19 protein-coding genes are annotated in these 22,041 nt (G+C 60.2%); 17 read left to right on the top strand and 2 right to left on the bottom strand.

All coding sequences use genetic code 11. The annotated features are described in order from the left end of the window. Window positions 1–178: 178 nt before the first annotated feature. Window positions 179–466 carry an exopolysaccharide production repressor protein gene (locus F3Y30_RS22935; RefSeq protein WP_203427470.1) on the top strand — a complete coding sequence of 96 codons (288 nt, stop codon included), beginning with the start codon at window positions 179–181 and terminating at the stop codon, window positions 464–466. Window positions 467–603: 137 nt separating this feature from the next. Next, window positions 604–1,620 carry a glycosyltransferase family 2 protein gene (locus F3Y30_RS22930; protein WP_203427469.1) on the top strand — a complete coding sequence of 339 codons (1,017 nt, stop codon included), beginning with the start codon at window positions 604–606 and terminating at the stop codon, window positions 1,618–1,620. Here F3Y30_RS22930 and F3Y30_RS22925 read toward each other — a convergent pair. Together F3Y30_RS22925 and F3Y30_RS22920 are read right to left on the bottom strand one after the other, a co-directional pair. Then, on the bottom strand, window positions 1,611–2,561 hold the full coding sequence (locus tag F3Y30_RS22925; RefSeq protein ID WP_203427468.1) for a polysaccharide pyruvyl transferase family protein: 951 nt from the start codon (window positions 2,559–2,561) through the stop codon (window positions 1,611–1,613). The two genes, F3Y30_RS22930 and F3Y30_RS22925, sit on opposite strands and share 10 nt — an antisense overlap. 74 nt (window positions 2,562–2,635) lie before the next feature. Further along, window positions 2,636–3,601: a glycosyltransferase family 2 protein gene (locus tag F3Y30_RS22920; RefSeq protein WP_203427467.1), complete on the bottom strand. Its 966-nt coding sequence runs from the start codon at window positions 3,599–3,601 to the stop codon at window positions 2,636–2,638. A 125-nt stretch (window positions 3,602–3,726) separates the two neighbouring features. Between F3Y30_RS22920 and F3Y30_RS22915 the strand changes: the two genes are divergently transcribed. The 15 genes from F3Y30_RS22915 to mnhG all read left to right on the top strand — a co-directional run bounded on the left by F3Y30_RS22915 (window position 3,727) and on the right by mnhG (window position 21,926). Beyond that, window positions 3,727–5,208, top strand: a complete 1,482-nt coding sequence (locus F3Y30_RS22915) for a lipopolysaccharide biosynthesis protein (RefSeq protein WP_203427466.1) — start codon at window positions 3,727–3,729, stop codon at window positions 5,206–5,208. Window positions 5,209–5,613: 405 nt separating this feature from the next. Next, on the top strand, window positions 5,614–6,723 hold the full coding sequence (locus F3Y30_RS22910) for an acyltransferase (protein ID WP_203427613.1): 1,110 nt from the start codon (window positions 5,614–5,616) through the stop codon (window positions 6,721–6,723). A gap of 64 nt (window positions 6,724–6,787) precedes the next feature. Continuing rightward, complete coding sequence (locus F3Y30_RS22905; RefSeq protein ID WP_281435475.1) at window positions 6,788–7,531, top strand: glycoside hydrolase family 16 protein; 744 nt, start codon at window positions 6,788–6,790, stop codon at window positions 7,529–7,531. Window positions 7,532–7,615: 84 nt separating this feature from the next. After that, window positions 7,616–8,812 (top strand): glycosyl transferase family 1, encoded by a 1,197-nt coding sequence (locus F3Y30_RS22900; RefSeq protein ID WP_203427465.1) that lies wholly within the window; start codon window positions 7,616–7,618, stop codon window positions 8,810–8,812. Then, on the top strand, window positions 8,809–9,807 hold the full coding sequence (locus F3Y30_RS22895) for a glycosyltransferase family 2 protein (RefSeq protein ID WP_203427464.1): 999 nt from the start codon (window positions 8,809–8,811) through the stop codon (window positions 9,805–9,807). Before F3Y30_RS22900 ends, F3Y30_RS22895 begins: the two co-directional genes overlap by 4 nt. Further along, window positions 9,804–10,751, top strand: coding sequence for a glycosyltransferase family 2 protein (locus F3Y30_RS22890; RefSeq protein ID WP_203427463.1), 948 nt, complete (start codon window positions 9,804–9,806; stop codon window positions 10,749–10,751). The genes F3Y30_RS22895 and F3Y30_RS22890 overlap by 4 nt, the downstream gene beginning before the upstream one ends. Then, window positions 10,748–11,758 (top strand): glycosyltransferase family 2 protein, encoded by a 1,011-nt coding sequence (locus F3Y30_RS22885; RefSeq protein WP_203427462.1) that lies wholly within the window; start codon window positions 10,748–10,750, stop codon window positions 11,756–11,758. The genes F3Y30_RS22890 and F3Y30_RS22885 overlap by 4 nt, the downstream gene beginning before the upstream one ends. A 4-nt stretch (window positions 11,759–11,762) precedes the next feature. Further along, window positions 11,763–12,668 carry a UTP--glucose-1-phosphate uridylyltransferase gene (locus F3Y30_RS22880; RefSeq protein WP_203427461.1) on the top strand — a complete coding sequence of 302 codons (906 nt, stop codon included), beginning with the start codon at window positions 11,763–11,765 and terminating at the stop codon, window positions 12,666–12,668. 161 nt (window positions 12,669–12,829) lie between these two features. Next, window positions 12,830–15,175: a polysaccharide biosynthesis tyrosine autokinase gene (locus F3Y30_RS22875; protein ID WP_203427460.1), complete on the top strand. Its 2,346-nt coding sequence runs from the start codon at window positions 12,830–12,832 to the stop codon at window positions 15,173–15,175. Between the two features lie 729 nt (window positions 15,176–15,904). Continuing rightward, window positions 15,905–18,823 carry a monovalent cation/H+ antiporter subunit A gene (locus tag F3Y30_RS22870; RefSeq protein ID WP_203427459.1) on the top strand — a complete coding sequence of 973 codons (2,919 nt, stop codon included), beginning with the start codon at window positions 15,905–15,907 and terminating at the stop codon, window positions 18,821–18,823. Then, on the top strand, window positions 18,823–19,161 hold the full coding sequence (locus F3Y30_RS22865) for a Na+/H+ antiporter subunit C (protein WP_203427458.1): 339 nt from the start codon (window positions 18,823–18,825) through the stop codon (window positions 19,159–19,161). Before F3Y30_RS22870 ends, F3Y30_RS22865 begins: the two co-directional genes overlap by 1 nt. Continuing rightward, on the top strand, window positions 19,158–20,783 hold the full coding sequence (locus F3Y30_RS22860; protein ID WP_203427457.1) for a monovalent cation/H+ antiporter subunit D: 1,626 nt from the start codon (window positions 19,158–19,160) through the stop codon (window positions 20,781–20,783). Before F3Y30_RS22865 ends, F3Y30_RS22860 begins: the two co-directional genes overlap by 4 nt. Before the next feature lie 2 nt (window positions 20,784–20,785). Next, complete coding sequence (locus F3Y30_RS22855) at window positions 20,786–21,262, top strand: Na+/H+ antiporter subunit E (protein ID WP_203427456.1); 477 nt, start codon at window positions 20,786–20,788, stop codon at window positions 21,260–21,262. Continuing rightward, on the top strand, window positions 21,259–21,540 hold the full coding sequence (locus F3Y30_RS22850) for a K+/H+ antiporter subunit F (RefSeq protein ID WP_203427455.1): 282 nt from the start codon (window positions 21,259–21,261) through the stop codon (window positions 21,538–21,540). The genes F3Y30_RS22855 and F3Y30_RS22850 overlap by 4 nt, the downstream gene beginning before the upstream one ends. Further along, on the top strand, window positions 21,537–21,926 hold the full coding sequence (gene mnhG / locus F3Y30_RS22845) for a monovalent cation/H(+) antiporter subunit G (RefSeq protein WP_203427454.1): 390 nt from the start codon (window positions 21,537–21,539) through the stop codon (window positions 21,924–21,926). Before F3Y30_RS22850 ends, mnhG begins: the two co-directional genes overlap by 4 nt. The last annotated feature ends 115 nt before the right edge of the window (window positions 21,927–22,041 follow it).

Raw genomic sequence — 22,041 nt, 5'->3', positions numbered from 1 at the left:
CTGAAAGGGAGGCTGATCCTAACCGGAGCTAAACCAGATTTCGTTATGTTACCGGTTACACGGGGTCGTGATCAGTACCCGGAATTGAAACCAGGCCTGGCAAAATGTATATAAAAACAGGGTTGGTGGAGGCAGCAGGCACGATGGCATTGGCACTCGAAATTCCTAGGCATTTTTAATGTATGCACCGAAAGTTTTTTTCAGCATGTTCGGCGCATTGGTCGCCTTTGCGGTGGCAACTTATATTCTCAATGGTTCGTTTTGGAGTACGGTCGGACAGACTTTGATCTGTGCCGTCTTGCTTCAGGTGGGCTATTTCGTTGGCGTACTGTTCCTTGTTCGCAAGGCGGCGCGCGAACGTGACGCGTCATCGCGAACCGGCGGGTCGACGACGGCGTCGGAGGATGTCCAGACAGCCAAAGTGCGTATATCAGGCCTTAACAAGCCGGGGCACTTCAACCAGTAACGAAGGCTGGACCGGATTTTCCTTCAAATGCGACCGGCATTCACGCCAGCGTCGCGTTTGCGACAAGATCACGTTTCATGGTGCGCGCGCAGGAGCCATGATGGCTCCTGTTCGACTATCGTGACATGGAGATCCCTTTGACTGCAGCCCAGGACGTTTGCGTCATTATCGCCGCCAAGAACGCCGCCGGGACAATCGGCCGTGCAATTGCCTCAGCACTCAATGAAAACGAGACTTCCCACGTCGTCGTCATCGACGATGCCTCTTCCGATGGGACAGATGCTGCTGCGCGTTCGGCCGACGACGGCAGCGGCAGGCTGGAGATTGTGCGCTTCGACGTCAACAGGGGACCGGCCGCGGCTCGAAATCACGCGATCAGCATTTCCCGGGCTCCGTTGATCGCCATTCTTGACGCGGATGACTTCTTCTTCCCCGGCCGCTTCCGGCAACTGCTCGCAGAGCCGGATTGGGACTTCATTGCTGACAATATTGCATTTGTCACCGAAGAGGCGGCGCCGAGTGCCGCACAGAAGCTGGTACGGTACGCCCCTCACCCTCGTCGTCTCGATCTCAGCGGCTTTATCGAGGGCAACATTTCAAGACGTGGGGCGCAGCGTGCGGAGATCGGCTTTCTTAAACCGGTGATGCGGCGGGCATTTCTGGACAGACACGACCTTCGCTACAAGGAGGACCTCAGGCTTGGGGAAGACTATGACCTCTACGCCCGGGCTCTCGCGCGCGGCGCACAATACAAGGTCATCCATAGCTGCGGCTACGGGGCGGTCGTGCGGAGCAATTCTCTGAGTGGTAGCCACAAGACACAGGATCTCAAGCGTCTCTATGAAGCGGATCGCGCAATGCTCGCCGATCCGAAGCTTGCACCCGAAGCGGGGAAACTTATCCGCAGGCACGAGCGCCACATAAGGGGCCGCTACGAACTGCGGCACTTCCTCGACCTCAAGAACCAGTCGGGACCGGCAGCGGCGCTCACCTACGCTCTGTCGCATCCGGCAGCACTTCCCGCCATTGTCGGCGGAATATTCGCCGACAAGACAGCACGGTTCCGCAAGAGTTCAACGGTAGCGCCGGCGCCTCGCGACGGCGCCCTGCGCTATCTCCTGACGGTTCCGGGCGCGTCAGCGCCTCAGAAGTAGTCGCGCTTTACGCCTTCCAGCACATTCATCAGGCGCGCTTTCCGGTCATCGAGGACCTGATCGCGGCTGAGTTCGGGGGTGGCGCGGCACGCCTGCCAAAGGGCGAGCGTGGACGGTGCCGCAAGCAGTTGCTTGGCAGCGGAGCGAAGCGGGGTCTGTTTGGGATCCCGTGCGGCGACGAGCAGTTCGTCGGAAAATTCGCGCTGGTTCGGATCTGCCGGCGGCGGCGCCTTCGTGTCGAAGTCCATTCCCCAGAACCGCTCGCCCTTGATTATGGCCTCGGCCCGGCTCGATATAGGAACGTGGCGCGGTTCATATTTCACGCCAAGCGTGGACGCCCAATCGTTCCATTTGAAATTGTTGATGCTGCTCGAGGTCGTCACCGCCACCCATGGAACGCGGAATGCATCGGCGAGGATGGCGCCGTGCATGGATTCCGCGATGATGAGCTCCGACTGCGCGATCTCGCGGATCACGCTTTTGGCTTCGCCCCTCGGATCGATGTAGTTGAGCCCGACCGTCGTGCAGATCGTGGGCCACAACCCGGCAATCGCGGATTCCCAGTGCGGCACGAAGCTTTTCTTATGCAGCTTCGGCAGGTTCTGGAACTCGGGCATGTGCGGAACCATTGCTGCGGGGTCGATAATGCCGAGCGCTTCTGCAACGCCGACCTTCGCTGCCGTCAACGGTCCTCGCACGCAACGGATATCCCATTCGGCCGCATTGCTCATGTCGGGAAGAGTGCCGTAGCCATAGCCGCTGCCCAGGACCAGCTTCTTGCGGCCTGCGGGGAGGAGTGCGCTGTTGAGGACGGTACCGACGCCGACGAGCAGGGTTTCCGGATGAACGTCGCGGAACCCTGGCAAGAGGAAGTCCCAAAGCCAGAGATTGAGATCGTCACCGAAGTTTCCGTGATGCGAGTGCCAGTAGTAAGGCTCCATGAGTGCTCCTTGAAGAGATGTATTGAGGTTGCGGCTGCGAGGGATGCGGGGCAAGCATTTGGCCTGCCCGGCGGCTATCCTCGGCGCGAAATTTTTCCGACCGCCAGTTCGACGGCGCTGTGAAGCAACTTCGGATCACGCCAGAACCAGCGCGCCAGAAGATTAAATTGCGGCATCTTGGCGCGTTTCACCAGGCGGGCCTGGCTCCAGAGGGCCTGTCGGCGCGCGGTGCTCTTGTAGGAGCGGATCGAGGCGATCTCTTCCGGCTTTCGGGAAAAGCGCGCCTCCAGCGTATCGAGCGCAACCCAGGTGTTGAACTGCTGTTTCAGGAACTGCGGCGAGTCGTTGTCGATCGCATGGAAGATATTTACGCCTTCCCCCCGCACCGCGCCCGCATCATCGCAGAGAACCACGCGACGGGCAGCAAGCGCGCAGTCGCAGAAGAAGAGCACGTCTTCCGCCGCAAGGCGCAGCTCCCGCTCGAAACGGATGGTGCGGTAGATCTCACGGCCGATGACCATGCAGGACAGGTGGAGGAAGCTCCAGTTCTTGAGCATCACCCGTGAAAATTCCGGAATCTCGATGAGCAGCGGACTGTCCGACAGCCGGTTCACCTTCTCGGTCTCTTCCAGATTGCGCATGCCGAAATGATAGTAGAACGCATCCCCGCCGGTGATCGTTGCCCAGTAGCAGTCGGCGTCAAAGCGCTTCATGCTCTCATAGGCGTTCTTGAGGTGAGACGGTGTCCACACGTCGTCGGAATCGAGAAACGCGACGAATTCGGATTCAGCGGGTACATTGTCGAGACCCGTGTTGCGGGCGCCACCGGGACCGGCGTTGGGCTGCTTGACGACAATGATGCGTTCCCTCTGCTCGGGATCGAGCGGAGAAAGCTCCTGATCAATCGGGTAAGGCGATTCATCGTCGACGACGACGATATCGAAATCGGTGAATTCCTGCGCAAACACAGAGGCCAGCGCGCGCCGCAGTATGCCCGGCTCCTTCTGGTAGTAAGGAATAATTACAGTCAGCCTTGCCATCTTTTCGCCCCTGCGGTTTCAGTAGATAGAGTTCGCGTCGTCCCCTCCCGCCGGGTTGCGGCCATGTTTCTTGGCGCTCCTCCTCAGCGCTTTTCCAAATCTCCGATTTATTACGGGAACCTGTCATGCCTCCAACTGTCAACGCGAAATCGGTCACGCGCAATGTCGGCTGGAGCGTCCTATCCAAGACAAGCACATTCGGGCTTAAGTTTGTCACGGTACCGATTCTTGCCCGCATCCTTACTCCCGAATCCTTCGGTGCCGTCGCCGTTGCGCTGACTTTGGTGCAGTTCCTCGCGATGATTGGCGGTGCCGGGCTCGCCTCGGCGCTGGTCATCCAGAAGGACGAAAATCTCGACACGATCCACTCGGTCTTCTGGGCAAATTTGGCGATTTCATGCCTGATGGCGGTGGTGCTCTATGTGGGTGCCGATCCGCTGGCTGCCTGGCTCGGAGCGCCTGAAGCGGCCGGTCTCCTGCGCATCATGAGCGTTCTGATCCCGCTCCAGCTTGGCGGCGACGTGGCCTACGCGCTTCTTGCGCGGAGGATGCAGTTCAGCAAGGACGCGGCCTGGAGCATGATCTCGGAACTGGCGGGTGCGGGGCTCGCAGTCATCCTTGCACTGCTCGGCGCCGGCGTGTGGGCGCTCGTGGCGCAGCTGTTCATTTCTGCGATCATCCGGCTCGCCGGCCTCTATGCGGTCTCGCGCTACCTGCCACGGTTCGTGTTCAAGCCGCGGCGCGTACTCGAGTTGAGCCGCTTCAGTCTCGGCATGATGGGGTCGGAAATTGCAAACTTCATCACCTTCCAGTCCCCCATGGTCGTTATTTCGCGCTTCCTCGGCCTTGCCGATGCGGGTGCCTATTCGGCCGCGAACCGCTTTGCGAGCATTCCCAACCAGGTGGTTCTCTCTGCCGTCATGGGCGTCCTGTTTCCCGCTTTCAGCAACATGATGCATGATAGGCAGCGCCGTTCGGATGCCCTCATGCTGAGCACGCAGGTCACGACCGTGCTGCTTGCGCCGATGATGTTCGGTCTCTGGGCGATCGCGGAACCGGCGATGCTCGTGCTGTTCGGGCATCAATGGGCCTATGCCTGGCCCGTGCTTGGCTTGCTCGCGCTGTCCAAGGGCGTGCTGACGCCGTGCAGCACGTTCATTCCTTATCTCAAGGGGGTGGGCCACGGCGGAGCGCTCTTCTGGTGGGCAGTGATCCGGGCGGTCGTCACCACTGCCGCTGTTGTGTACGGAGCTGCCGGCGGCACGCTGGTATCCGCGATGATCTGGCTGTGCATCGTCAATGTAGCGGTGCTTATCGGCTATTCGTGGGTCGTCTTCCGGGCCGATGGCATGCCCTTCCTGCGGGGCCTCTATCTTTCGACCCGACCGATGGTCACCGCCTTCCTCATGGCATTGATCGTCCGCTACACACTGGACATGCTTCGGGACCACCTGACAAATCCCGTTCTACAGATCGTCGTCGGTTCAATTCTCGGAGGCATAATCTACGGTCTGCTCGTACTACTGACGGAACGGGCGCTGAAGGACAAAATCCTGGAACTTGTCCGGTCGCGAAGAGCGGGCGAGGTCACTCCGCTGGCCGAGTAATTGTTCTGGAAATTTTCTTCGATTCGGTCGCCTTATTTCCATTTTTCATGCCTAGATTGGGTCTTTCTCACCTAAGGTAAGGAAAATTACGCTGCGAAACTCTTGAGAAAAGTTCAGAGTTTTTTCTCTGCAACCTCGCCCGTGCATAAGAATATGCGCAAATGCATCAACAACTTGGTTGCTGGACATTTTCGGGAGGTTTTGGGCGGGTTGTACTAGCGGGGTACGTTGTCAGGATCGAGGTTTCTCCACTGCGATGCGGAAAAGCTTCGATGTTTTTTGCTGCACTGCCATATTTTTCGCCCGGAGAGCGATCTAGTTTCACTCTGCGGGCTCAAGTCTGCTCTGGTTGAACAAGACTGCGATGGGGGCGCAGTCCAAATGGGGTGACGTGACATCGTGAGTATGGACGGCAATATTTCGGCGCGGATCAACTTCCTGCGCATCGTTCTGATCTCGGGGATCGTGCTTGTGCATATTCCCTACTCCCCGGCTACGTCTCCGTTCCTGGGTGCGTACGGCCTTTTCGACTGGCTGCGTGTGTTTCTGGGGGACAGTCTTTTCCGTATCGGCGTACCCTGCCTGAGCGCGATCTCGGGATATCTCCTGTTTTATCGGGGGCTCGCAGGATTCAACTATACGGCAACGCTTCGCAGCAAGGCTGTTACCATCCTCCTGCCATTTCTCATCTGGAACTTATCGTTCCTGCTCTTCGCGTTCGCGGTCCAAAAGGTGGGTGCGGGCCACAGTTACTTGCCTCATGTCTACGAGGCGTCTCCTCGTGAACTCGCAAACCTGGCCTTTGCCATTGAGAGCTGGCCGATCAATCTGCCACTCTTCTTCCTGCGCGACCTTCTGCTCTGCGTGGTGCTTTCGCCCGTATTGGCATTCCTGTTGAAGCGGTATCCGTTCGTTACGCTGGCGGTGCTGTTCATCTATGCGGTATTCCCCGTCCCGAATGGCATATTCCTGAAGAAGTCCATCGTTTTCGGTTTCAGCCTCGGCATATGGGCCAGCCTTCATTCCGTTGATGTCAAGAAACTTGACCGCTTTGCACCCTGGATCGTGTCCGCGGTCTTTTCCGCAGCGGTACTGCTTTCGGTCGGCGTCTACACACTTGGACCCGATTTTCCGGCTTGGCTGGACGTGTTGCGTAACCTCGTCGCGATTACCGGCATTCTGGGTTCATGGACGCTGTCGTCCATGATCATCGATACCCGTATCGGCCAGCGCCTGACGAAAACGGGTGGTCTGAGCTTCTGGATCTTCTGCGGACACTATCCAGTGCTCGTGTGCTTCTGGATGCTCTGGAGCGTACTGAATATCGGCCCCTACCCCGCCTTCTACGCCTTCGTGATTGTCGCCACCTTCGCAATTCTGATTGTTTCCAACAATCTCGCCCGGCGCTGGATGCCCCGGGTCCACAGCATCCTCACGGGGAGCCGGAAGGACAGTGCGCGCGGTCGCCCGCCTGGCAAGCCGGCCGCCGCCGAGGTCACTCTTCGAAATGTGTAACACAGTAAAAGGTAACTCTATGAGCACGACGCCCAAAACACCGTTCTTCCTGATCGCTCTGGTCATGACTGGTGCCTGCATCGCTGCCCCCGCTTTGGCGCAGGATGGAGTTAGCGGCAAGTCCTTCGTGGACAACTTCGACAGCTTGAACAAGGCGAGATGGTACATCTCCGACGGATGGAACAACGGCGCTCATCAGAACTGCACCTGGTCCAAGGAACAGGCGAAGGTGGTCGATGGTGTTCTGGAGCTGAGCTTCGAAAAGAGGCAGGCGGGTGAACGCGACTATGTTTGTGGTGAAATCCAGACCCACAAACGCTTCGGATACGGCACTTACGAGGCCAGACTGAAGTCCGCTGACGGCTCCGGGCTTAATTCTGCCTTTTTCAGCTTTATAGGTCCCACCGACAAGAAGCCGCACGACGAAATCGATTTCGAAGTGTTGGGCAAGAATCCCGCCAAAGTACAGGTCAATCAATACATTTCGGGGAAAGGCGGCAACGAGTTTCTCGCAGATGTTGCGGGTGGCGCGAATGGTGGTTTCAATGACTATGCTTTTGTCTGGGAGAGCGATCGTCTCAGATACTATGTAAACGGCGAGATGGTCCACGAGGTTACCGATCCCGCCAAGCTTCCCGTCAATGCGCAGAAGATTTTCTTCAGCCTCTGGGGAACGGACACGTTGTCCGACTGGATGGGGGCTTTCTCCTACACGGCGCCAACCAAGATGCAGGTCGACCGCGTCGCCTTCACGGCGCTCGGAGAGAAATGCCAGTTCGCCGAGTCGGTTGCCTGCCTTCTGAACTGAAACCCGAAACACCGTGGTGACCACGCCGCGAAACGCATTCTCACCTCCGGTCTCAGGCCGGGCAATTCGAACGGATAATTCTTAATGCTGCATGTCCTCTACCTGGCGCATGACCTTTCCGATTCCGCGGTGCGCCGCCGCGTACTTGCCTTCGAGGCAGGTGGGGCAAAGGTGACGCTTGCCGGGTTTCGACGGGGGACAAGAGCGCTGCCCTATGCGGCGGACAAGCAGCCAATCAAACTGGGCGTGACGAAGGACGCCCGCTTCGCGCAACGCACCGGTGCCGTCGCCAAGGCGTGGCTTCAGCTCGGTGGTTCGCTTGGCAACGTCACTCGCCCCGATGTGATTGTCGCGCGAAATCTCGAAATGCTGGCGCTTGCATCGCGCGCGCAGTCCCTTTTCGGTGGAGCGGACCTGCCGATCGTCTACGAGTGCCTCGACATTCATCGTCTGCTTCTGCGCAACGATTTCGCAGGCAGGGCGATACGTTCGGTAGAGGCGAACCTGGGTCGGAAGGTGAGCCTTGTCCTGACCAGTTCGCCAGCCTTCATCGAATACTATTTCCGGAACCGCTCCGGGATCGAGGCGCCACTGTCTCTGGTGGAAAACAAGGTGCTGGCCCTCGATGAGGCGGCCAACCAGGTGGTGGCGCAGCCACGGCCTCCGGCACCCGGCGAGCCTTGGAAGATCGGTTGGTTCGGCGCCCTGCGGTGTCGCAAATCGCTCGCCTTGCTGGCCGCGTTCTCGCGGGCGATGAAGGGCCGGTTCGAGATCGTGCTCAGGGGCCAGCCCGCCTACACCGAATTCGACGACTTCGACGGGTTTGTCAGGAACGAACCCTACATGACGTTCCACGGGGCCTATCAGAATCCCGAGCAGCTCGCCGAAATCTACAACGAAGTCCAGTTCACCTGGGCTATCGACTTTTTCGAGGAAGGCCTGAACTCCAGCTGGCTGCTGCCCAACCGGCTCTACGAGGGCTGCCGTTATGGTGCTGTCCCCATCACGATGAACGGTACCGAAACGGCACGCTTCGTTGCCGGCAAGGGTATCGGACTTGTCCTCGACCAGCCTAGCGTCCTGGCTTTGACGACGCTGCTCGGCGAGATGAGCGAGGCGCGCTACCTCGATGAATTCGACCGCGTTGCGGCGCAGGGCATCGGCACCTGGATTTTCGATCGCGCGGATTGCCAGGCCCTGGTGCGGCGCATCGGTTCGGTCGTGCGCCCGTCCAGCTCCATGGCGCAGGTGAAGTCGGTGAACGAAGGGGGACTGTCATGACCATTGATGCCTTGAAGTCCGTCAGGTGCCTGATCGTTATCCCCTGCCTCAACGAGGCGGCTCATATCGAACAGTTGGTCCACAAGTTGCGGTTTGCCCTTGCGGTCCTCGACGCCGATATCGTGATTGCGGATGGTGGAAGCATAGATGGGACGCGCGAAATCGTGACCCGGCTGGCAGCGGAAAACCCAGCGGTTACCCTGCTCCACAACCCGAAACGCATCCAGAGTGCTGCCATCAATCTCGTGGTGGACACGTACGGATCCCAATACGACTATCTCATCCGCATCGATGCGCATGGCGAGTATCCGGACGACTACTGCGAGCGGTTGGTGCAAGAGGCGCTGGCGACCGGTGCAGATTCCGTGGTCGTCGGCATGAAGACCGTCGGCTTCAGCACTTTCCAGAAGGCGACGGCCTTCGCACAGAACTCCAAGCTCGGAAATGGCGGATCGAAGCACCGCGTCGGCGCGCCCAGCCACTGGGCCGACCATGGCCATCACGCGCTCATGCGGATCGCGGCTTTTCGCGCCATCGGAGGATACGACGAGAGCTTCAGCCACAACGAGGATGCGGAGTTCGACTACCGTCTCAACAAGGCCGGCTACCGCATCTGGATGACTGACCGGACGAGCATGGTCTACTATCCGCGCAAGACGGTCGGGACGCTGTTTCGCCAGTATTTCGCCTATGGCCGCGGTCGTGCACGGAATTTCCTGAAGCACCGTGCGCTGCCGAGTGTCCGGCAGATGATCCCGCTTGCGGTCGCTCCCGTGGCAATCGGTGCCGTTCTTGCGCTCATCAACTGGATTGCGGTTGTCCCGCTGGGGCTATGGGTGGCCGCGTGCCTCGGCTACGGCATCTGGATGGCACTTGGCCAGCGCAATCCCTACGGCCCTCTGGCCGCGGTGTCCGCCATGGTCATGCACTTTGCATGGTCGGCCGGTTTCTGGCGCGAACTCCTCGATTTCCGACACAGGAGGATTTCGCAATGATCAGCCAGCGTTCCAACGCAGTCGCACCGTTGCGGGTCGATATCGCTGTCTGCACCTTCCGCAGACCGCAACTTGCAGAGACCCTGCGCTCCCTGGGCCGGCTTGCCGTTCCGGAAGGAACGACGCTTCGCATCATCATCGCCGACAATGATGTGACGCCGAGCGCCGAGCCGCTGGTCGAGCGCCTGCGAGGCGAAATTCCCTTCGCGCTGCACTACGTGCATTGCCCGGCGGGCAACATCTCAATTGCCCGCAATGCCTGCCTCGACAGTGCCGATGCGGATTTCCTCGCCTTTCTGGACGATGACGAGGTGGCGTCCGAACTGTGGCTGGTCAATCTTCTGAACGCCGCCGAGGCCACCGGCGCCGAAGTCGTGCTAGGCCCGGTAAAGGCTGTCTACCTTTCGAGCGCACCCGAATGGATGCGCAACGGCGACTTTCATTCGACGATGCCGGTCTGGGTCCGGGGCGAGATACGCACTGGCTATACCTGCAATACGCTTTTGCGCCCCGACGCACCTTCGTTGAGAGGGCGCCGCTTCAATCTCGCGCTCGGCCGTACGGGCGGGGAGGATACGGAGTTCTTCACGCATATGCATGAGGCCGGCGGGCGGATTGCCTTTGCGGAGGAAGCCTGGCTGGACGATCCGGTTCCCGAAAACAGGGCATCCTTTGGATGGCTGGCGAAGCGGCGCTTTCGCGTCGGCCAGACACATGGCCGGCTGCTTGCCGAGGGTGCTTCAGCGCTGAAGCGTCCGGCATCAGTTGCTTTGGCAGCTGCGAAGGCGACCGTCTGCTTCGTTTCCGGCGCGGTTTTCGCCCTGTCGCCGATCACGCGCAATCGCTTCCTCCTGCGAGGCGTCATGCACACCGGCGTCGTGGCAGGCCTTCTGGGAGCCCGTGAGATCCGCCAATATGGAGCACTGGAGGCGGCGTCCTCATGATCCGTTCGCAACCAGACGTGACCTTCGTCGTGGCGGCTTACAATTCCGCCGATACGATCGTGCCGGCGATCGAGAGTGCCTTGGCGCAGCGTGGCGTGACGGTAGAAGTTCTCGTCGTCGACGATTGCTCGTCCGACGATACGCGATCGGTCGTTTCCGCGATCGATGATCCGCGTGTCCGGCTGATTGCGCTTCAGCAAAACCGCGGCCCCGGTGGTGCGCGCAATGCCGGCTTGCAGCAAGCGAGCGGTCGATGGATCGCCACCCTCGATTCCGATGATACGATCCATCCGGACAGATTGCGCCGGATGCTCGATCGCGCCGAGCGGATGGACGCCGAGGTTGCGGTCGACAACATCGAAGTCGTGTCCGGCGATGGCCGCCGGCAGCAAATGTTCGAACGTGCTGAACTTCAGCGCCACCCGACGATCAGTCTCGCCGAGTTCATCGAGTCGAACGTCCTCTTCGAGGCCGAGCACAATTTCGGTTACTTGAAGCCGGTGTTCGAACGTGCGTTCATCGAGATCCATGGCTTGCGTTTCGATGAGACGCTTCGCATCGGCGAGGATTACATTTTCCTGGCGTCGGCGCTCGCCAAGGGCGCACGGTGCGCGGTCGAACCTGAGCCGGGATACGTCTACCACATTCGTGAAGGTTCGATCTCGCGCGTGCTGAAGATCCACCACGTGGATGCAATGCTTGCCGCCGACGAGACGTTCCTGCGGAGCCATCAGCTCGACGAAGCTGCAAAACTTGCGCAACGCAAGCGCAGCCGCAGCCTTCGGGAAGCCCGCTCATTCCTCACACTCGTCGAACAGTTGAAGACCAAATCGCTTGGTGGCGCCGTTCGCACCGCCTTCAGCAACCCTGCGGCGCTCAGGCATCTGCGTATGCCCATCGCCGCACGTCTGCGCCGTCTGACGGCGCCTCGCCCTTCCCCGGCGGCGACAGTGGTCGCCGCCGGTCAACCGAACCCGGGCAACAGCCCGCACAAGAGCAAAGGATAAAGACATGGATCGATCAAAGACCGTCAGGAAAGCAGTCATCCCGGTCGCGGGTAACGGAACGCGGTTCCTGCCGGCTACGAAAGCCATGCCAAAGGAAATGCTCACGATCGTCGATCGTCCGGTGGTCCAGTACGCAGTGGATGAGGCCCGCCAGGCCGGTATCGAGCACATCGTCTTCGTTACGAGCCGCAACAAGCAGGCGATCGAAGACCACTTCGACGACACGCCCGAGCTGATCTCTTCGCTTTCCCGTTCGGGCAAGAACGCTCAGATCTCCGAGCTTGAAAGCATGCTTCCGGCTGCCGGCTCGGTGAGCTTCACGCGCCAGCAGGCCCCTCTCGGCCTGGGGCACGCCGTCTGGTGCGCCCGTGACCTGATTGGTGACGAACCCTTCGCGCTTCTGCTCCCCGATATGATCTGCTATGGTACGCGTGGCTGCATGGCGGGCCTGATGGACCTCTACAACGAGGTCGGTGGCAACGTCGTCGGCGTCGAGCAGTGCGCACCTGAAGATGCATCGAAATACGGCATCGTTGGCCAGGGTGACTCGGTTTCACACGGGTTTTCAGTGACCAAGATGGTCGAGAAGCCTAGTGCTGGTGAAGCGCCGTCCAATTTCTACCTCAATGGCCGTTATATCTTGCAGCCGGAAATTTTCCCGATCCTCGCACACCAGCAGCGGGGCGCCGGAAACGAAATCCAGCTTACGGACGGCATGTTGAAGCTGTCCGAAGACCAGAACTTCCATGCGCATCCCTATCAGGGGCGGACATTCGACTGCGGCTCGAAGCACGGCTTCATCGAGGCCAATGTCGCATTCGCGCTCGCCCGTGCCGACATCGGCGGGATCGTGTTTGAATCTGTGCGAGAGATGGTTCTCTCGCATGAAGGCCGCATCCAGGCGGCATAACGTCGAAATAGTCGATAAGTCCGGACCTTGGTCCGGTTCAATCCTGCCCAGCTTCCCCCGATCGCGTAAAGATTTCGGGGGAGCTGAGGCGTTTCAAAGACTTGCCGTGTCCCTGGCTTCTCACCGGGCCGGGTACCAAAGGCGAAAACAGAGCGGTTGCCATGCATCAAAGAAGCCTGCCATTCAACAGTGTCGTGTCTCGTGAGGCGGAGAATGCCGACTCCTTCATCGACCTCGACCGGTTGATGGTGACCGTTCTCCGGCGGGCGAAGGCGATTGCCATCTTCGTGGTAGCCTTCGTTCTCCTCGGCATTGCCTATCTCGTGACCGCAACGCCGCTTTACACGTCGATGACGCAGATCTTGCTCGATGACGAACTCTCGCGTTACGCGGACGAGGACCGGTCGCCGCAAAGCCGACAGGAAGCGGATACGCGCATTTCGAGCGCTGTCGAGATCCTCAAGTCGAACACCCTTGCGTTGCGTGTCGTCGACGACGCGAAACTCGCCGACAACGAGACCGTCCTTGACCCGCCGCAGTCCCCGGCCGCAATCGTGAAGTCCTGGGTGAAGTCGCTGAGTTCGTACTTCACCGGTGAACCGCCGCTCTCGGACGAAGCCATCTACAATGGCAAGCGCTACAAGGCGGCAGCGTTCCTGCAGAAAGACATCACTGTCGAACGTGTCGGGCGAAGCGCGGTCGTGGCCGTTTCCTACGTCTCGCCGGATCCCAAGCTGGCTGCGGGGATCACCAATGCCTATGCCAGCGCCTATCTCACCGACCAGCTGAACGCGAATTTCGACGCTACCGAACGGGCCTCCCTGTGGCTTCAGGAACGCGTCGCCGACCTGCAGCGTCGTGCCCAGATCGCGTCCCTGGAGGTCGAAAAGTACAAGTCCGAAAACGGTCTGACCCAGGCCCGCGGCGAGTTGATGTCCGAGCAGCAGCTTGCGGATCTGAACAGCCAGCTGATCATCGCGCAGGCCGATACCGCAAGCGCTTCCGCGCGCTATCACCAGTTCCAGGCGATTCTCGCCCAGGGCCCGGACAATGCGGTCAACAACGCGACCATTTCTTCCAAGGATACCGACAATTCCGTTATCCAGGAGCTCAAGTCTCGCTATCTGTCGCTCGGCAAGCGCGAACAGGAAATAACCCAGAACTTCGCAGCCGATCATCCACAGGCTGTCGCTCTCAGGGATGAAAAGGCCGATGTCGCGCGTCAGATCTATCAGGAGCTGGAGCAGCTTACCTCGAGCTACAAGAACGAGTTCGAAGTGGCTCGTTCCCGCGAGGCATCGCTCAGGGAAAACATCGATCGCGTCGCCGGGAAGAACACGGAGGCGAGCAAGTCGCTGGTCCATCTGCGCGAACTGGAGCAGAAAGCTACAGCGCTGAAAACGCTCGCGGAAGCCTATCTCGGTAGGTATGAACAGGCATCCCAGCAGCGATCCTTCCCCATCGCAAAGGCCCGCGTGATTTCCGAAGCGGGTGTGCCGGTTTCTCCGTCGAGCCCTCGCAAGACAATGGTGCTCGCCCTCTCGGCAGTCCTCGGCCTCATGGCCGGCGCAGCCTACGCATTCATTGCCGAAGCGCGCGACCGTCATTTCCGCCTGGAAGGTGACATCAGGGCTCTTCTCGGCCACAAGTCGCTCGGATACCTGCCGCAGCTCGGCGGTGTTTCGAAGGGGACGATGCACTCGCTTCGCTCGCGCTTCTCCAAGGGTAAGTCGGATCCGCCGGGCGAGGCCGTCATTCCCTTCGAGCAGATGACGCGGGTGGTCCTCGATTCGCCACGTTCGGCATTCGCCGAGACGCTACGCAACGCAAAGCTCGCAAGCGAAGTGATGTTGCAGGGCTGCCCGAACAGGGTCATCGGCATTGTTTCCGCCTTGCCGGGTGAAGGAAAGTCCACGTTGGCCGCAAACTTCGCGATGCTGCTGGCGGCAAGCGGCAAGCGTACACTCCTGATCGACGCCGACCTTCGCCATCCGGGTCTCAGCCGCATGCTGCGGCCAAGTCCCCGCACCGGCATCATAGAAGTGGTTCTCGGTGAGGTTCCGTGGACGAGTGCCATCAAGTTCGACCAGCAGACCAAGCTTGCCATTCTGCCCGTCGGGCTGACCGCCTCTCACGAGATGCTCCACCACACCGACGAGCTTCTCGCATCTGCTGGCATGGCCGAGCTGATCGAGAACGCCCGCAAGACCTTCGACTACGTCATAGTCGATCTTGCTCCTCTCGGACCGGTGGTCGATGCCAAGGCGTTTTCCGTCCACGCGGACGGTTTCATCTTTGTTGTCGAGTGGGGCAAGACGCCGTCGCGCCTCGTTCGGGAACTCCTGGAGGCCGAGCCGCAGATCAGCAGCAAGATCCTCGGCGTCGTGCTCAACAAGACGGACATGACCGAGCTTGCACGCTACGGGGATTTCGGCGGCTCCGAAAAGTACCGGAATCACTTCGACAAGTATTACGTCAACAGTGGGCGCTCAAAGACCGTCAGCTAGGTCAGGGCATTCCCAATCGAAGCTACAAAGAGGTCGCAACCTTGTCATTCAAGGCTGCGACCTCTCGTCTTTTTCGCCTCTTGCGCTGGACATTGTCGTTTCGCCTAACGTATGGTCTCTACAGATGAATTCGTAACGGCAATCGATATGGTCCGGAGGTTGGAGATTTGACAAGGATGGAGGAACGACATCTGCGGCGAAGCTGCATGTCGCGTCCGACTTCCCTCCTACTCTCCATCCTCTTCCTGGTTTCGACCCTTTCCCTTCCGACTTCTGCGTTGGCCGCGCGGTTTCGCGTGCTCGACAGGCCGCTTGCTTCTCTCCAGACCAGCAGCGACAGCCCCCGATATCCCGAAAGGATGGTCGAGCAAGGCTCTTCTCAGATCGCGGATCTGATCTGCAATCCTGATTTCAGTATGATCGTTCCCGATTCGGTGGAGCTGAGTCTCGTAGCGCGGGGCAACACAGGCGCGGCAGGTTTCACGCACCGGCATGAGGGCGCGGCACCTTTTCTCGCAGCAGATCCGCGTGGTCCTCCTGAACGTTTCTTGGGTTTCTTGCTCGGTTAAAGCCTTGTCTGGCCTGCCCGAGCGGTTGTTCCGATTTTGCGCAGACTGCGAGTGCGCGTAAGGTTGGGAAAATCCGGCGCACTATTATCGCCGAACAAGCTGGCTGCGCCGTGGTCGCGCGATGCCGCCAATTCCAGACCCGAAGGCGATTCAGGAAAAGATGTCAGGAGAAATGTTGCTTTTGCCGTTGATCGCGTTGCCCTTCCTGGGCAGCGTGGCGGCGGCGCTCTTGTTGCGGACGGATTCGCGTGTCTTTCCGGCGTGGCTTGCGGGTGCGGTGGCATTCACTTGCCTCGCCATAACGGCCGCACTCTACCCGGCGATCGCCTCTGGTCGCGCATTGCGCTACGAGATCGCGTGGCTCCCAGAGCTTGATCTGAACTTTACGCTGCGCATGGACGGTTTTGCATGGATGTTCTCCATGCTGGTTACGGGCATCGGTTTCCTCGTGGTGCTCTACGCCAGGTACTACATGTCGGAAAGCGATCCGGTTCCACGCTTCTTTTCCTTCCTGCTTTCCTTCATGGGGGCAATGCTGGGGATCGTGATCTCCGGCAACGTCATCCTGCTCGCGGTCTTCTGGGAGCTCACGAGCATCTTCTCCTTCCTGCTGATCAGTTACTGGCATCAGAATGCGGCGGCGCGCGATGGCGCGAGAATGGCGCTGACGATTACGGGCGTCGGGGGCTTTAGCCTGCTCGTCGGGCTCCTCCTGCTCGGTCATATCGTCGGCAGCTACGATCTCGACCGCATTCTTGCCGCCGGCGATACGATCCGGCTGCATTCCCTCTACCTGCCCGCCCTGGTGCTGATCCTCATCGGAGCCCTGACCAAGAGCGCCCAGTTTCCCTTCCATTTCTGGCTGCCCAATGCGATGGCGGCACCCACTCCCGTATCCGCCTACCTGCATTCTGCGACAATGGTGAAGGCAGGCGTCTTCCTGCTGGCGCGGCTGTGGCCCGTCCTTTCGGGTTCCTACGAGTGGTTCATGTTGCTCGGGATTGCCGGTATCGTGACACTGCTGCTCGGCGCCTACTTCGCGATGTTCCAGCAGGACCTGAAGGGGCTCCTTGCCTATTCGACGATCAGCCATCTCGGGCTGATCACGACGCTGCTGAGCCTCGGCAGTCCGCTTGCCGCTGTCGCGGCAATTTTCCACATGATGAACCATGCGACCTTCAAGGCCTCGCTCTTCATGGCCGCAGGCATCATCGACCATGAGACCGGGACGCGGGATATGCGGCGTCTGAGCGGTCTTTTCCGTTTCATGCCGATCACCGCGACGCTCGCGATGGTCGCAAGTGCTGCGATGGCCGGCGTGCCGTTGCTCAACGGTTTCCTGTCGAAGGAGATGTTCTTTGCCGAGGCGGTAGAGACCCATGCGGATTCTGTTCTCGACCGAATTCTCCCTTATGTCGCGACGCTCGCGGGCGCCCTTGGTGTCGCCTATTCGCTGCGGTTCATTCACACGGTCTTCTTCGGTCCCGCGCCGACGGATCTTCCGAACAACAAACCCCACGAGCCGCCGCACTGGATGCGCTTCCCGATCGAGTTCCTCGTTCTCGCCTGCCTTGTGGTCGGGATCATTCCGGCGCTCTCCATCGGGCCATTTCTGCACACGGCGGTCGTGTCGGTGCTGGGAGCGCAGACCCCGGAATACAGCCTCGCCGTATGGCACGGTATCAACACTCCCCTCATCATGAGCGCCGTGGCGCTCGTCGGGGGCACTGCGATCTATGTGGTGTTCAACGACTATCTCGCGCGCTGCGAGGATGGTCCTCCCTATTTCCGTCATCTCATGGGACAGCGCATCTTCGAGCGCATTCTGGTTACGGTCTCGTGGAAGTGGGCCCGCTGGATGGAAAGCCATTTCGGAACACGCCATCTCCAGCCGCAGATGCGGCTCGTGGCTGCGGCCGGCTTTCTCGCGGGTTTCGTGCCGCTGTTCTTCGCAGGGTTCCATTCGGAGCTGCCGCCGCTCTCGACGGTCGACCCGGTCTTCGCGGTCGTCTGGGCGATCGGCATCTTCGCGGCGCTCGGCGCAGCTTATCAGGCCAAGTATCACCGTCTCGCAGCTCTCGTGCTGCTCGGTGGCGCAGGGCTTGTGACCTGCATAACCTTCATCTGGCTGTCGGCGCCGGACCTGGCGATAACGCAGCTGCTTGTCGAGGTCGTGACGACCGTTCTCATCCTGCTGGGCCTCAGATGGTTGCCCAAGCGCAAGGAGACGGTCGACGAGGGCATTACGCTTTCAGCGCGGATCCGAAGACTGCGTGACTTCGCCCTTGCGGTCGCTTGCGGCGTCGGAATGTTCATCGTTGCCGTTGCCGTGATGACCCTTCCCGTGCCGGATGCCATTGCGAACTATTTCCTCGAACACGCCTACACGGAGGGTGGCGGGCGGAACGTCGTGAACGTCATCCTGGTGGATTTCCGCGGCTTCGACACCTTCGGAGAAATCGCCGTGCTTGGCGTGGTGGCGTTGACCGTCTTCGCTCTTCTCCGCCGTTTCCGGCCTGCGCCAGACAGCGTTGGTGCCCCGGAGCAGCAGCTGATCCAGAACGCGATCGATGACGAGAGGCCGGATCGTTCCGCAGGCGACACGGTGCGCGACTATCTGCTGGTGCCCTCGATCGTGATGCAGTGGCTGTTTCCGGTCATCATCACCTTTGCGGTCTATATATTCATGCGCGGCCACGACCTTCCCGGCGGCGGATTTGCGGCCGGTATCACGATGGCCATCGGATTCCTGCTCCAGTATCTCGGCAGTGGGACACGCTGGACCGAGGACCATATCCGGATCCTGCCGCTGCGTTGGATGGGATTGGGCCTGCTGACGGCCTTTGCGACGGGTGCCGGCTCCTGGCTGCTTGGATACCCGTTCCTCACAAGTCATTCGCAATATCTCGAGCTGCCGCTTGTCGGAAAGGTGCCGGCGGCGACGGCGCTCCTGTTCGATCTCGGGGTCTTCTCGCTCGTCGTCGGGGCGACGGTTCTCATCCTGATCGCGCTCGCCCACCAGTCTGTCCGCGTTCATCGCGTACGAGCGCTCGAACCTGCCGGTGCGGAGGATATCTGATGGAACTCGTCGTCGCGATCGGCATCGGCGTCATGACCGGCTCGGGAGTGTGGCTCATCCTCCGCCCCCGAACCTATCAGGTCATCGTGGGCCTCTCTCTCCTCTCCTACGCGGTCAACCTTTTCATTTTCGGGGTCGGTGGTCTGCGCTCCAATGCGCCGCCGATCCTTGTCGACGGTGTCGATCCCACAACCCTCGCCGATCCCGTCCCGCAGGCGCTGGTGTTGACCGCCATCGTGATCGGTTTTGCCACCACGGCACTATTCCTTGTCGTTCTGCTCGCATCGCGAGGCCTGACTGGCACCGACCATGTTGACGGAAGAGAGCAGCCGAAATGAGCGGATGGCAACACCATTTGATCGTCGCGCCGATCCTCATCCCCCTCGTGTGCGGCGCGTTTCTCGTGCTCTTCGACGAGCGGCAGCGCGTCTTCAAGGCCATGATAAGCATCGTCTCCTGCATTGCGCTGGTAGCGGTCGGGATTACCCTCTTCCGCTTCGCGAGCGCCCTGGACCCCGCGCGCGCCGGCGAGAATGTCTATTTGCTCGGAAACTGGCCGGCGCCATTCGGGATCGTGCTGGTGGTGGACAGGCTTTCGGCGCTGATGCTGGTGCTGACCGCGATCCTGTCGATACCGACGCTGGTCTACTCTCTTGCCCGCTGGCATGCGGTCGGCGCCCATTTCCATACGATGTTCCAGCTCCTGCTGATGGGACTGAACGGTGCCTTCCTGACCGGCGACCTCTTCAACCTGTTTGTGTTCTTCGAGGTCATGCTTGCGGCGTCCTACGGGCTTCTGTTGCACGGGTCCGGATCCCTGCGCGTGAAGGCAGGCCTGCACTACGTCGCCATCAACCTTGCCGCGGCGCTGCTCTTCCTGATCGGGGTCAGTCTCATTTACGGTACCACCGGCACACTCAACATGGCCGACCTTGCCGTCCGCGTGACGGAACTCACGCCAAGGACACGGATGCTGATGGAAGCGGGCGCCGGCGTGCTGGGTGTCGCGTTCCTGATCAAGGCAGGTATGTGGCCGCTGAATTTTTGGCTGCCCACCGCCTACAGCGCTGCCGCCGCGCCGGTCGCGGGCATCTTTGCCATCATGAGCAAGGTGGGCATCTACGTGCTCATCAGGCTTTCGCTTCTCGTCTTCGGTGAAGGTGCCTCGGCGGGTTTCGGATTGAACGTCCTTCTCTACGGCGGGATGGCGACGATCGCCTTCGGGACGATCGGTGTTCTGGCCTCCCAGGCTCTGGGACGTCTCGCCGGCTTCTCGGTCCTCGTTTCCTCTGGAACGCTGCTAGCGGCCGTCGGTTTTGGAAATCCGGCCGTGACGGCGGGCGCCCTCCTCTACCTCGTGACCTCCACGCTGACCATCAGCGCCTTTTTCATGCTCATCGAGCTTGTCGAACGGGGCCAGGATGCCGGCGCAACCGTTCTTGCGGTTACGATGGAGGCCTATGGTGATGTCGACGAGGAAGAGGAGGAAGAACAGGTCGGCGTGACCATGCCAGCGACGATCGCAGTCCTCGGTACATGCTTTGCGGCGTGCGGCATCCTGCTTTCAGGTCTTCCGCCGCTTTCCGGTTTTATTGCAAAGTTCGCCATGCTTTCCGGCATGATCGGTATCGGCGCCGCTGACGCCGATACCGCGCCCTGGACGTGGGCGATCGTACTCCTCATCATCCTCTCGGGGCTCTCGGCCCTCATTTCGATGATGCGCGCCGGCATACGCACGTTTTGGGCATCGATGGAAGGTAGGGTTCCCCGCGTGCTGGTGCTTGAGGTCGCACCGGTCATGCTGCTTCTCGCCCTGACACTGCTACTCACCGTGCAGGCAGGACCGGCCATGCGCTACATGTCAGAGACTGTCGCCAATCTGCGCAGCCCCGGCGTCTATATCGAGGCCGTGATGGAGGCGCGCCGCGCAGGGCAACAGGCAGTGGGAGGCGAGGAATAGCCATGCTTCCCTATCCCCTGCTCACAGCTTCGCTTGTCGGCATGTGGCTGCTTCTGAACGGATTCTCGATCGGGCACCTGCTTCTCGGCACGCTGGTTGCGGTCTTCGCCTCCTGGGGCATGGCGGCGTTGCAGCCGACGAAGCCACGCCTGCGGCGCTGGTATCTCCTGCCGAAGCTCGTGCTGATTCTTCTCTACGATATCGCTCTATCGAACCTCGCAGTCGCCAGGATCATTCTCGGACGGCGAAGCGTTTCGAGGCAATCCGGCTTTGTTACCGTTCCTCTGGACCTATCGGATGATACGGCGCTTGCCGTGCTGTCCGTGGTTCTCACGAGCACGCCGGGAACCGCCTGGGTGGAGCACAACTCGAAAGAGAAGACCTTGCTCATCCACACTCTCGACCTCGCTGACGAGAACCACTGGCGTGACCTGATCAAGAACCGTTACGAAAAACTGCTGATGGGGATATTCGAATGAGCTCGACCATACTCTTATGGGCCATCAGTATTTCCCAGTCGTTTCTGGCGATCGCCATGGCCCTCGCCGTGTACCGAATGTTCATCGGCCCGCGTGCACAGGACAGGGTGCTTGGGCTGGATACGCTCTATGTCAATGCGATGCTCCTCCTCGTGACATTCGGTATCCGGAGCGGCCGCACGATCTACTTCGAGGCCTCGCTGGTGATCGCGCTTCTCGGGTTCGTCGCAACAGTAGCGCTTGCCAAGTTCCTCATGCGTGGCGAGGTGATCGAATGACCGACCAAATCGACCAGTTCCCCGTCTGGGCGGCAATTGCCGTATCGGCTTTCCTGGTTCTCGGGTCCACGCTTGCCCTCATCGGCGCGATCGGACTTGCGCGCTTCACGACGTTCTACGAGAGGATTCATGCCCCGACGCTCGGGACGAGCTGGGGCGCCGGTGGGATCGTCATGGCATCGATGATCTTCTTCACGATTTCCGAGAGCCGTATCGTCATCCACGAGATTCTGATCGGGATCTTTGTGACTGTCACGACGCCGGTGACCCTGATGTTGCTTGCCCGCGCCGCACTCCACCGGGACCGGGCTGAGAACAACCCGGTGCTCGGCAAGGCGGCCAAATCGGCGGCCGGGTCGACTGATGGGGCGGTCGAGGAGCGCTAGGGCCTTCGCCGCTCCGTTAGTCTTGACCGACCGCTCAATCCTGATTGTTCCACGGTCGCTCAGCCTCGCGATATTGCTTGATGCATCAAATGGGCTCATAGAAGAGCGGCGTGCT

This window comes from Sinorhizobium sp. BG8 (genome assembly GCF_016864555.1).
Classification (GTDB): domain Bacteria; phylum Pseudomonadota; class Alphaproteobacteria; order Rhizobiales; family Rhizobiaceae; genus BG8.
This window is presented reverse-complemented; position numbering and strand designations above follow the sequence as displayed.

Excerpts from the sequence above, each read along its gene's own strand:
- F3Y30_RS22860 (WP_203427457.1), top strand. The coding sequence starts at position 19,158 with ATGAGCGGATGGCAACACCATTTGATCGTCGCGCCGATCCTCATCCCC.
- F3Y30_RS22900 (WP_203427465.1), top strand. The coding sequence starts at position 7,616 with ATGCTGCATGTCCTCTACCTGGCGCATGACCTTTCCGATTCCGCGGTG.
- F3Y30_RS22935 (WP_203427470.1), top strand. The coding sequence starts at position 179 with ATGTATGCACCGAAAGTTTTTTTCAGCATGTTCGGCGCATTGGTCGCC.
- F3Y30_RS22855 (WP_203427456.1), top strand. The coding sequence starts at position 20,786 with ATGCTTCCCTATCCCCTGCTCACAGCTTCGCTTGTCGGCATGTGGCTG.
- F3Y30_RS22925 (WP_203427468.1), bottom strand. The coding sequence starts at position 2,561 with ATGGAGCCTTACTACTGGCACTCGCATCACGGAAACTTCGGTGACGAT.
- F3Y30_RS22870 (WP_203427459.1), top strand. The coding sequence starts at position 15,905 with ATGTCAGGAGAAATGTTGCTTTTGCCGTTGATCGCGTTGCCCTTCCTG.
- F3Y30_RS22895 (WP_203427464.1), top strand. The coding sequence starts at position 8,809 with ATGACCATTGATGCCTTGAAGTCCGTCAGGTGCCTGATCGTTATCCCC.
- F3Y30_RS22880 (WP_203427461.1), top strand. The coding sequence starts at position 11,763 with ATGGATCGATCAAAGACCGTCAGGAAAGCAGTCATCCCGGTCGCGGGT.
- F3Y30_RS22890 (WP_203427463.1), top strand. The coding sequence starts at position 9,804 with ATGATCAGCCAGCGTTCCAACGCAGTCGCACCGTTGCGGGTCGATATC.
- F3Y30_RS22850 (WP_203427455.1), top strand. The coding sequence starts at position 21,259 with ATGAGCTCGACCATACTCTTATGGGCCATCAGTATTTCCCAGTCGTTT.
- F3Y30_RS22865 (WP_203427458.1), top strand. The coding sequence starts at position 18,823 with ATGGAACTCGTCGTCGCGATCGGCATCGGCGTCATGACCGGCTCGGGA.
- F3Y30_RS22910 (WP_203427613.1), top strand. The coding sequence starts at position 5,614 with ATGGACGGCAATATTTCGGCGCGGATCAACTTCCTGCGCATCGTTCTG.
- F3Y30_RS22885 (WP_203427462.1), top strand. The coding sequence starts at position 10,748 with ATGATCCGTTCGCAACCAGACGTGACCTTCGTCGTGGCGGCTTACAAT.
- F3Y30_RS22875 (WP_203427460.1), top strand. The coding sequence starts at position 12,830 with ATGCATCAAAGAAGCCTGCCATTCAACAGTGTCGTGTCTCGTGAGGCG.
- F3Y30_RS22905 (WP_281435475.1), top strand. The coding sequence starts at position 6,788 with ATGACTGGTGCCTGCATCGCTGCCCCCGCTTTGGCGCAGGATGGAGTT.
- mnhG (WP_203427454.1), top strand. The coding sequence starts at position 21,537 with ATGACCGACCAAATCGACCAGTTCCCCGTCTGGGCGGCAATTGCCGTA.
- F3Y30_RS22920 (WP_203427467.1), bottom strand. The coding sequence starts at position 3,601 with ATGGCAAGGCTGACTGTAATTATTCCTTACTACCAGAAGGAGCCGGGC.
- F3Y30_RS22915 (WP_203427466.1), top strand. The coding sequence starts at position 3,727 with ATGCCTCCAACTGTCAACGCGAAATCGGTCACGCGCAATGTCGGCTGG.